This is a genomic window from Candidatus Protofrankia californiensis (assembly GCF_900634765.1).
GTDB lineage: Bacteria > Actinomycetota > Actinomycetes > Frankiales > Frankiaceae > Protofrankia > Protofrankia californiensis.
The window spans coordinates 1-9,787 of record NZ_CAAAFT010000153.1 but is presented as its reverse complement, the minus strand read 5'-3'; the positions used below and the strand labels follow the sequence as shown (position 1 = coordinate 9,787).

The 9,787-nt window shown below is 71.1% G+C and carries 10 protein-coding genes and 1 pseudogene; 4 read left to right on the top strand and 7 right to left on the bottom strand.

Going from position 1 to position 9,787, the window contains the following annotated elements:
- The 4 genes and pseudogenes from DD1DGNOD_RS08950 to DD1DGNOD_RS08935 all read right to left on the bottom strand — a co-directional run.
- Positions 1–484, bottom strand: a pseudogene (locus tag DD1DGNOD_RS08950) (Mu transposase C-terminal domain-containing protein); the annotation flags it as partial.
- Positions 481–1,200, bottom strand: a complete 720-nt coding sequence (locus tag DD1DGNOD_RS26720) for a TnsA-like heteromeric transposase endonuclease subunit (RefSeq protein WP_165036535.1) — start codon at positions 1,198–1,200, stop codon at positions 481–483. The pseudogene DD1DGNOD_RS08950 and the gene DD1DGNOD_RS26720, both read right to left, overlap by 4 nt.
- The gene (locus DD1DGNOD_RS08940; RefSeq protein WP_131766145.1) at positions 1,197–2,990 is read right to left on the bottom strand and encodes a TniQ family protein; all 1,794 of its coding nucleotides are present in this window, start codon (positions 2,988–2,990) and stop codon (positions 1,197–1,199) included. Before DD1DGNOD_RS08940 ends, DD1DGNOD_RS26720 begins: the two co-directional genes overlap by 4 nt.
- A 132-nt stretch (positions 2,991–3,122) precedes the next feature.
- Entirely contained in the window at positions 3,123–3,785 is a 663-nt protein-coding gene (locus tag DD1DGNOD_RS08935) for an NlpC/P60 family protein (RefSeq protein WP_241255585.1), read from the bottom strand.
- A gap of 252 nt (positions 3,786–4,037) precedes the next feature.
- Here DD1DGNOD_RS08935 and DD1DGNOD_RS08930 point away from each other — a divergent pair, with 252 nt between their 5' ends.
- From DD1DGNOD_RS08930 to DD1DGNOD_RS08915, 4 genes are all read left to right on the top strand, one after another.
- Positions 4,038–4,259 carry a hypothetical protein gene (locus DD1DGNOD_RS08930; RefSeq protein WP_165034859.1) on the top strand — a complete coding sequence of 74 codons (222 nt, stop codon included), beginning with the start codon at positions 4,038–4,040 and terminating at the stop codon, positions 4,257–4,259.
- 34 nt (positions 4,260–4,293) lie between these two features.
- On the top strand, positions 4,294–4,899 hold the full coding sequence (locus tag DD1DGNOD_RS08925) for a hypothetical protein (protein WP_241255584.1): 606 nt from the start codon (positions 4,294–4,296) through the stop codon (positions 4,897–4,899).
- Positions 4,900–5,097: 198 nt separating this feature from the next.
- Positions 5,098–6,603 (top strand): PepSY-associated TM helix domain-containing protein, encoded by a 1,506-nt coding sequence (locus DD1DGNOD_RS08920; protein ID WP_241251360.1) that lies wholly within the window; start codon positions 5,098–5,100, stop codon positions 6,601–6,603.
- 133 nt (positions 6,604–6,736) lie between these two features.
- Positions 6,737–7,435, top strand: coding sequence for a DUF1775 domain-containing protein (locus DD1DGNOD_RS08915; RefSeq protein ID WP_165034858.1), 699 nt, complete (start codon positions 6,737–6,739; stop codon positions 7,433–7,435).
- A 69-nt stretch (positions 7,436–7,504) separates the two neighbouring features.
- On the opposite strand, the gene DD1DGNOD_RS08910 is transcribed toward DD1DGNOD_RS08915, so the two are convergent.
- The 3 genes from DD1DGNOD_RS08910 to DD1DGNOD_RS08900 form a co-directional block, all read right to left on the bottom strand.
- The gene (locus tag DD1DGNOD_RS08910) at positions 7,505–8,455 is read right to left on the bottom strand and encodes an integrase core domain-containing protein (RefSeq protein WP_206443037.1); all 951 of its coding nucleotides are present in this window, start codon (positions 8,453–8,455) and stop codon (positions 7,505–7,507) included.
- 100 nt (positions 8,456–8,555) lie between these two features.
- Positions 8,556–8,774, bottom strand: coding sequence for a hypothetical protein (locus DD1DGNOD_RS08905; protein WP_241251359.1), 219 nt, complete (start codon positions 8,772–8,774; stop codon positions 8,556–8,558).
- A gap of 17 nt (positions 8,775–8,791) precedes the next feature.
- Positions 8,792–9,787 (bottom strand): NlpC/P60 family protein (locus DD1DGNOD_RS08900; RefSeq protein WP_430827778.1); only part of this gene is annotated, 996 nt, incomplete at its 5' end.

The window sequence follows — 9,787 nt, the reverse complement described above, 5'->3', positions numbered from 1 at the left end:
GCCGGTCGGCGAGGCCGACCAGGCCGTCGTGCTGCCAGGCCCGGCGTAGTTGCCAGAGCCGTCGGCTCGTCAGACCCAGCTCGGCCGCCTTGGTGTCGATCCGCGTGGTCAGCGTGGTCTGGGCGGGATCGTAGGCGGGATCGGGTTCACTGTGATCGGCCGCGGTGCCAGTCGGGAAACCGGTCTCGACCTGGTGCAGGTGTTTCTCCAGTTCTTCCACGCGGGCACGTTCGCCGGCGGGCAGGCCGAGCAGGATCGCTTCCCGGTCCACCGCCCCGGTGCGCACCTCCCCTGCCTCCGCCGCCGCGCTATCGGAGATGGTGCGGAAGTCGGGGGCGGCGAGCAGCGCGGCCAGCAGGATGATCTGCATGCGGCCGGTCTCCGACCGCAGCCGCACGCCGGTATCGGTGAATCCCACGATCTGCTGGGTCTCGTTGTCGAACGCGACCCAGTCACCCAACGCCAGCCTGGTCGGCGCGGTCATCGCAGGCGCACCCAGGTGCATTCGGACAGCGGTGTGTCCAGATCGCAGACCAGCTGCTGACGCCAGAGCAAGTGGAAGATCACCGGACGGGCCAGTTCCGGGGCGCCCGTCGCGGCGGCCAACTCCGCCACCGTGGTCTGCTCTGCGGCCTGGGTCGTGATCGACGCTGTCAGCCTGCTGGTGGCCCGCAGCGGCCGGCGGTAGCCGGCCAGCCAGGCGACGTTGGCGTAGCGCTGCGTGGGCGGAACAGTCACCATCTCGTAGGCCCAGCCGATCCGATCGCAGGCGGTGGCAGTCCGTTCGGCCTGCTGGACCACCCGCGGATCGTGCCGGCGGCGAGGATTCTTCACATCGACGATGAAGACCGACCCGTCCGCGCGGCGGGTGAAGATGTCCGGGACGTGCCGCCAGTCACCGGCGGCGTCGGTGCCATGCAGCTCCAGGGCCTGGGTGGCGATCGCGGTCACCGCGGCGTCGAAGTCCAGCAGCGTCAGCCACTGGCGTTCCAGGAAGCTCTCGTAGGCCAGCAACCCGCCTGTGGTGGCGGACCAGTACCAGCCTGGCGTGTGGCGCTGCCCATGGTAGGCGGGGATCACACGCACCGGCCGGCAGGACTCGAAGGCGACGTTGCCGGCTTCCTCGGCGAGGACCAGCCGATCGACCCCACCCGCCTCCACGTAGCGGATCTTCAGTCTTCGGGTGCTGTGTCGGCTCATGACGGGACCCCTCGACCGGCCAGCAGGCGAGCGCCGTAGCGGAGCAGCTCCTCGCAGGCCGCAGGCGGCAGGGCTGCGACGAAGCGACGGCGGTGGGCGCCGTCCAGCCTGCGAGCAGTGCCCCGCGTCGGGCGCCCGTCCGCAAGCCGGGCGGGATAGGCGGGGGCGTCGCGGATGTCCCCACTGGTCACCTGCGCCCAGACCCAGGCAGCAGCGTGCCGATATTGCCCCGGGCAGGTCGGCATGCCCGAGCGGACAGCGATCCGGTCCAGCACCGCGGGGGCTATTTCCGTCAGGCGGGCAAGCACCTCGCGGCGCGCCGCGTAGTCGACCGGCCCCCGGGTCGCCAACCGGTCCATCACCTCCGAGACCGCTGTCCAGAACGCCTCCGGGTCCGCCAGACCTCGGATCGCGCCGGCGTTCCTGCTCACCACCCCGGCATGGCCGGGCATGCCCAGCCTGCCCGCGGCCAGTTCCCAGGACCGGGCGCCGAGCAGACGGCCGCACGCGGCGGCGGTCAGCCGCCGCCCGGCGACCTCCGCGACTCCTGGCAGGCAGGAGGCGACCAGCTCCCCGTAGTCCGCCACGTCGATCAGCTGAGGGATATGGCGATACTCCAAGCCGGCTGCGGTTGTCGTTCGTAGCACCGGACGCACGTCGGCGTCGAAGATCCGATGACGGGAACGGCGGATCGCTTTCCATAGCCGCGGCAGAATGCCCGAGCAGTCCACCGTCCACATGCGGTCACGCCGATCCGACGCTCCGGTCAACAACCGTGCCTCGGCTGCCGCCAACGGCAGCAGCAGTTCCGTGCAGGCACCCGGATCCGCGGCGGCCAGAACCGGCACGGCCAGAAGCAGGTCCGCTGCCGCGTGGGCAGCGTTCGGCGGGTTCCGTATCCGCAGCGCGCCTTTCTCGTCCCGGTGCGCCGCCGCGGCCATGAACGCGTCGGCCGCCTGCGGCGGCATCCCCGGATAGCCCGTCACATAGTCGACCGGGGCGAACAGGCGGTGCAACGCGGCAGCGAACCGCAGGCTCTCAAACCACTCCCGTCCTGTGACCGGACCACCCGCGATCGACCCGGGACCGCCGAACGCCATCTCCAGCACCACACGCTGCACGGTGAGCAACTCAGCCGTAGCCGGACAGCTTTCCAATACGTCCAGCCGTTGCTGGCACCTCGACGGATGCTGCGGACCGGCGTTCCCACATTGCAGCGGGTCAGCACCCCGCCGCCGGGACACATCACTGCGCCGGAGGTGCCCACGGCGCAACGGCATACCGCAGGCCGGGCAGCGGTCCTGCAGAAGCAGGCCATGCCGTGGACACGCCGCCGCCACGCCGAGCCGCCACCACAACGGCCAGACCCCACCCGACTCCGCCAGACACGCCGGGCAGGCCCTGCTACCGAGGAACAGCGCCCATTCCCGGTGCGGCAGCGGCCGGAGTGACGAATCATCGGAGAGATCCAAACCGGTCAGGTCCAGTGCGGTGTCCGCGAACCGCGCCAGGCACATCTCCTCGAACCGCTCAGCCGCCAGCCCCGTCGCGGCCGTCAACCCCGCGATGCTCGCCGAAGTCAACCCCACGCCGTAGAACCGGGGGCGCATCGTGCTCCCACCTGGCCCGAGGCGGCACTCCAAACCCAGCCAGCGCGCCGCGTTCCCCGTCGACGTTCCGAAGTCGGCCGCGACCCGATCAACCCACGAGCCCAGCGCCTCCCCGTCAGCCGGCGGAACGACCACCGCCAACCGGCGCACCCGCGCCGGGAAAACCCCAGCGTTCACCATCGCATCCCTCTTTCTCTGACGAGCGGCACCATCCCCACCGAAAAACCAGATCCACGATGAATCATCGCGGGCACGCCGGACACGGCCATACTCATCACCGGCAGCAAGCCTCGATAGACCACAGAACCTCCACTACCGCGCCGGCCTGGACGCACCCGCATAGTCCGGGAAGATACTGAAATCCCGTTCCGTCACCGTTCTCCCGAAATCAGGTGCATCGACCATCATGGTTCCCCCCAAAGAGATTCCGACGTGATGAATGTTGCCGGGGGTACCGAAGAACACCAGGTCACCTGGTTGCAACGGTGTTCCGGACGGCAGCAACGGACTGGCGTCGTACTGCGTCTGGGCTGTCCTCGGAATCTGGATACCGACCACGGCATACGCCATGTGAGTCAACCCCGAACAGTCGAACCCGGGATCGCCGTTGCCGCCCCACACGTACGGCTTACCGATCTGCGCACAGGCGTACGTGACCGCCGCCAGCGCCGCACTACTGAAACCATCGGGACCCGACTGAACTGTCGACTGAACAAGCTGGCACTCTACTGAAGAGTTCGACGTCGGTTCAGAGTACTCGGTGGCCTGGGTGACGACCTGCGCGACGTAGGCGTCTGAATGGTTATAGGCCCACAGGGCACCGGTCAGATCGGCTGCGACATGATTATCGCACAGGTAAAACGCCGCAGCATAGACAGCGTCCTGGGCGTTGTAGAGCGACGGCGGGTTCGCGCCACCCACCGGTAGCTGGTGACGGGCGACGACCTCGGCGAACGTTCCGGCGAGGAACTGCATGGGCCCGCCTGATATCTCTAGGTTAATCATGGAAGTGACTGTCAGAGCGCCTTTCCTGAGTGAGGGACGTTGGGCACGTGGGGGCGGGCGGGTGCTTCCCCTTCTGGCGCGCGGAGAGGGCTGGTAGCGAAGTCGATGCCTCGCTATCGATCTCTGGGTGTGCCGGGAGCCGGGTTTCCCAGCGCGAGACTGGTGGCGCTGTTCTCGCCGTGGCCGGGTTGCAGGAGTTCGGCGGCACGCAGGATGAGCAGCGTGGCGGCGGCGTTGCCTGACCTCGAAGGCGGCGACGGCGCCCATCAGTGGGCCGAGGCCGGCGTGCAGGACCGGCCGGACCCGGATTTGCAGCGGCGCCCGCTCGCGGGTCTCGGCTTTCGGGGCGTGGCGGATGGCGTAGACGGTCGCGGCGGTGGCGAGCAGGCCGGGGAGGACGGACAGGCTCCCGGCGCCGTCCGGCAGCTCTTCCTGGTGCTCTGACCCCGCCGGCGGGTTCAGCTAGGGTTTGGGGGTTGTGATCTGGGCGGCGACACCGGTCGGGCGTGGCGTGCGCGCGCTGACGGTCGCCGCGATGGCTGTCGGGCTGGTGGTTGCCGCGCACGTGGTGGCCTGCGGCGAGTTGCCGTCGGTGCCGGTCGTCGGCGGCGGGGCCGGGCTGGCCGCCCGGGTGTGCTGGGGTGCGGCCGGCCGGCGGATGTCGGCGCGGCGGCTGACCGGGCTGGTGCTGTGGGTGCAGGTCGGGCTGCACGTCGCGTTCGCGGTCACCGCTCCTGGCGTCGGGTCGGCCGCGGGCCACGGCAGCCACCACGGGGCGCACGCCGGAACCGGGGTGGAGCTGCTGCCTGGCGGTCCCGGGATGGTGCTGGCGCACCTGTGCGCCGCACTGGTGCTGGCCTGGTGGCTGGCCGCTGGGGAGCGGTTGGTGTGGCGGGCGGCCCGTGGGGCCGCGTCGGTGGCGCGCCGCGCCGCCGGGCGGCTGCGTCGGCGCCGGTCCGGCTCCGTCTGCCCGGCGCCGCGCCGCCCGGCGCCGCCGGTCCGGTCCCGCCCGCGGCTGCACGGCCTGGTCGGGCTGGTCCATGTCGTCGTCCGCAGGGGTCCTCCGGTCGCCAGCCCGGCCTGACCGGAACCGGAGTAGAAGGCGCCACCGCCCGCCGGCCACCGGTCTGGGCTGCTGCCACCCGTCCCGCGTCGCACGCGGGACGGCGCCCGCCGCTGATGTCTCCGACCACACCCGATGCCTAGCTACGCCTGTGGTCGGGTCGTAAACGCGGCGGATCTTGACGCCTTCCGTGCTCCTGACCGCTGTTCGGAGACCCCTGTGACTACTGTTGACCATCCTGGGCTGCCCCCAGGCGAGCCCGCCGCCGCACCGGGTCCGGCCGGTGCCCCCGATCCCGACACACCCCGTGTCGACCCGAGCGCGGCGGGGACGTTTCCACTTACCTCGACCGGGTGGCGGCAGCTGCTGATCCGGCTGCACTTCTACGCCGGAGTGCTGGTCGCGCCGTTCCTGGTGGTGGCCGCACTGACCGGACTGGCCTACACCTTCACCCCGCAGCTCGACCGGCTGGTCTACGCCGACGAGCTCCACGTCGACCAGGCCGGTGCCAGCCCGCGTCCGCTGGCCGAGCAGGTCACCGCCGCCCGCGCCGCCCACCCGGAAGGCACCGTCAGCGCCGTGCTGACCGGCGACGGCGCGGACCGGACCACCCGGGTCGTCCTTGACGTCCCTGAACTGGGTGAGAAGCAGCGCACCGTCTACGTCGACCCCTACACCGGCCAGGTCCGGGGGGCGCTGACCACCTGGTGGGGCAGCACCCCGCTGACGACGTGGCTGGACGACCTGCACCGCAACCTGCACCTCGGCGCGGTCGGCCGGAATTATTCGGAGGTGGCGGCGAGCTGGCTGTGGGTCGTCGCGCTCGGCGGGCTGGTGCTGTGGGTGGCCAGGCGCCGCCGGGACCGGCGGGTGCGTCGGGTGCTGCTGCCCGACCTGGCCGCCCGCGGGCGGCGGCGCACCATGGCCTGGCACGGCAGCGTCGGAGTGTGGCTGGTCGTTGGGCTGCTGTTCCTGTCCGCGACCGGGCTGACCTGGTCCCACTACGCCGGGGAGAATTTCTCCGCCGTGCTGGACGCCACCGGCAGCCGCACTCCCGAGTTGGACACCACTCTGCCCGACCAGCCGCAGCCGGCGTCGGCGGGCGGCGGCCACCACGGGCAGTCAGTCGGCGAGCCGTCCGCTTCCGGTGACGCGCTGATAGCCGGCCAGGTCGACGCCGTCCTCGCGGTGGCCCGTGACGCCGGCCTGGACGGGCCGGTCGAGATCAGCCCACCGGCAGACGCCGGTACCGCGTGGACGGTGGCGCAGACCGACAACCAGTGGCCGGTGCGGCTCGACCAGGCCGGCGTCCACCCCGAAAGCGGGCAGGTGGTCCGCGAGCTGCGCTGGGCGGACTACCCGCTGCTGGCCAAGCTGACGAAGCTCGGGATCACCGCGCACATGGGCGAGCTGTTCGGCCTGGCGAACCAGATCCTGCTCGCATCCCTGATGCTCGGCTTGCTCTGCGTGATCGTCTGGGGCTACCGCATGTGGTGGCAACGCCGGCCGACCCGCCCCGACCGGCAGGCACTGGTCGGCCCACCGCCGGCCCGCGGTGCCTGGCGGAAACTACCCAGGCCCGGCCTGGCGGTCACGGTGGTGCTGACCGCCGCGGTCGGCTGGGCGCTGCCCGTCCTCGGGGTGATGCTGCTGGCCTTCCTCGCCGTCGACGTCGCCGTCGGCGCGGTCCGGCGCACCCGCCGGGCTGCACGCCCGCCAGCCTGACCTGACCCCCTGTGCGGTGTCCTACTGCGGCCTGCCGGTCGCCGTAGGACACCGCCCGCCGCAACGCTCGGCGTCGCCGTACGACGACCGGGCGCCAGACCCGGACAGTCACAACGCCTCGAAGGAGCACGCAGTGCCGCCCAGGAACCCGTGGTACCGACTCGCCGGCCTCGCCGCCGCGACCACAGCCGCTCTGGTCATCGTCGCCGGGCCTGCCGCCGCGCACACCGAAGTGTCCGCGCAGCCCGCCCAGGCCGGCGCCTCTGACGCCGTCTTGACCTTCACCGCCGAAGCCGAGTCCACGACCGCCGGGATCACCTCGCTGCAGGTGCTCCTGCCCGCCGGGATCACTCCGTCGTCGGTCAGCTACGTCTCCGGCCCGCCCGGCTGGGCACTCACCCCCACCGCGGACGGCTACACCGTCGCCGGACCCGCACTCCCCACCGGCAGCGACGCCGAATACCAGGTGAAGATCGCGAAACTGCCTGGCGAGACGACGTTGGTGCTCAAGACCCTGCAGTCCTACAGCGACGGCCGCGTCGACCGCTGGATCGACGTGCCCACCCCGGGAGGGGCCGAACCCGACCACCCGGCACCGGTTCTCACCCTCGCCCCGGCACCCACCAGCCCGCCGACGGCGGCGCAGCAGCCGGCTGCGACAACGCCGGCCGTCACCCCCACCACCGCCCCGCCGCCGGCAAGCCCGGCCGCCGACCGCGACGACGACGGAACCCCAGTCGCTGTCTGGATCGTGGTCGCCGTTGCCGCGGTCGCGATCGCCGGGACCCTGGCCTGGGTGCTGCGCCGCCGCACCACCAGCCGACCGCACTGAAAGCCCCCAGAGCAGGGCCACACCCGGACATGCACGTCAGGTCGCAGTGTCCCGCGTCAAGATCTTGGCTCAGAAATCTTGACCTGAAGGTTGGGCGTTCTCGATCTTGGTTGGGGGTTGAAGAGCGGGATTGTTGTGGACCTCGATCGGCCGGCGCTGGCCGAGGGACTCGTGCGGCCGGACGTGGTGGAAGATCTCCCGGTAGGCGTTCGCCTCACGCGCCAGGTCGTCGAGGGTGTCGATCTCCTGCCGGTAGAGATGTTCGTACTTCAGCGAGCCGAACGCGCGCTCGCGGACACCGTTCTGGCCGGGGCTGCGGCGCCGGGTCCGGATATGGACCAGCTCGGGACGTGACGCGACGAACCGGGCGAAGGTCGCGCCCTTGAACGCCGCCCCGTTGTCGGTCACCAGCTTGATCTTGTGGATCTCGCCGGTGTCCGGGTCGGTCAGCCGCTCGACGAGCGGGCCGCCGGCGAGCCGTTCGGTCTCGGCGAGAGCCAGCCGCACGGCGGCGACGGCGTCGGTGCCGGTACAGGTCGGGCCGATGTGCCAGCCGAACTCGTACTTCGAGAAGTAGTCGCACACCCCGGCCAGCCGCCAGGTCCCCCCGCTGGTGGTCTCGTACTCGGAGAAGTCCAGCTGCCAGACCTGGCAGGGGCCGGTGGGCGCCTGGGCGAACGCGGCCTTACGGGCCCTGGCCAGCTCGCGGCGTTCGCCCTGGTAGTCGACCGGTTGGAGCAGCCCCCGGCGGCGTAACGCCCGCTCGACCGACGAGGCGGAGGCGGTGTGCCCGTCGACGGCCATCAGCGCGTGGATCTTCCGATGTCCCCAGGCCAGCCAGTCGGCGGCGTACTTCGCCGCGACCGGCTCGACGGTGTCGACGACCGGCGCCGGCCACGGGCCCTTCCCAGCCGGCCCGCCGGCCCGAGCGGTGGCCCGCCAGCGGGCGTAGGTCCGGCGCGGGATGCCGATCAGCTCGCAGAACCTCGACGTCGGCATCGCCGCGTCTTCACGGATCACCTCGAGGTCCTCGTAGGGGCCAGCCGGCCCTCCGCCGACTTCTTCCACACCCGCAGCTCGACATACGCCTCACCGAGCGCGGTCTTCCAGCTCCTCGACCTCAGCGGCGAGCACTTCCTCCCGGCTCGACGGACGCGACGAGCCACCAGCCGCCAGCCCGGCACGGCCGGCCTCGAGGAACTGCTGCTTCCACTTCCCGACCGATGTCTGGAGACACCTTGTTCCGCCGGGCGGCCTCCGCGATCGTCACCTCACCGGCCAGCACCGACAACACGATCCGGATCTTGTTCTCGGCAGGGAACACCGGGGGACGACTCATCACTGATCTCCTTGGGCTCAGGGCCAACAAACCCCTGTGCCAAAAATTCTGACGCGCGACAGCCTGCGCGCGCCCGCATAGTCGGAGAAACCACGGAAGTCACGAACCATAACCGATCTTCCGAAATCCGGTGCGTCGACCATGACCGTCCCCCCGAGCGAGATCCCGACGTGGTGGATGTTCTGCGGCGTACCGAAGAACACCAGGTCACCCGGTTGCAGCGGTGCCCCGGCGGGGAGCAGCGGCCCGGCGTCGTACTGGGTTTGCGCGGTGCGCGGGATCAGGACGCCTACCGCGGCGTAGGCGGCGTGGGTCAGCCCGGAGCAGTCGAACCCGGGGTCGCCGTTGCCGCCCCACACGTACGGCTCGCCGACCTGCGCGCAGGCGAACGCGACCGCCGCCAGCGGGGCGCTACTGAAATCATCGGTTCCGTACTGAACTGTTGACTGAAGGGTAGGGCACGCTACTGAACTGTTCGGCGTCGGTTCAGAGTAGCTCGCGGCAATCGTGAGGACGCGGGCGACGTAGGCGGTGTCGTGATTGTACTGATAGAGCGCACCGGGAATGTCCGCGCCGTTCGCCGCCCCGGACGCGCACAGGTAGGCTGCGGCGGTGTAGACGGCGTCGGCGGGGTCGTCGATGCGGGCACCGCCGCCGTCGGCGTCCACGGCGTAGGCGGCGAAGGTCGCCGGGAGGAACTGCATCGGGCCTTCGGCTCCGGCGTCGGAGGTCCGGCTGTCACGACCATGATCGCTTTCGATCTTGCCGACCGCGGCGAGCACCGGGGCGGGTAATCCCGGGCAGGTCGCGGCAGCGGCGGTGTAGAGCGCGGCGTAGCCGGCGGGAAGATCGGCAGAGGCGGTCATTCCCCCGCCGCCGGTGCTGAGGAGGCCGGTCAGGGCGGCGGCGGCCAGCAGCGGGATCAGCAGCGTCCCGGCGGCCAGCCCTGCACCCAGCCAGGCGATCACAGGTGGGTCCCGGGGATGCCGTGGCGCAGCACGGGGGGCTGGGGG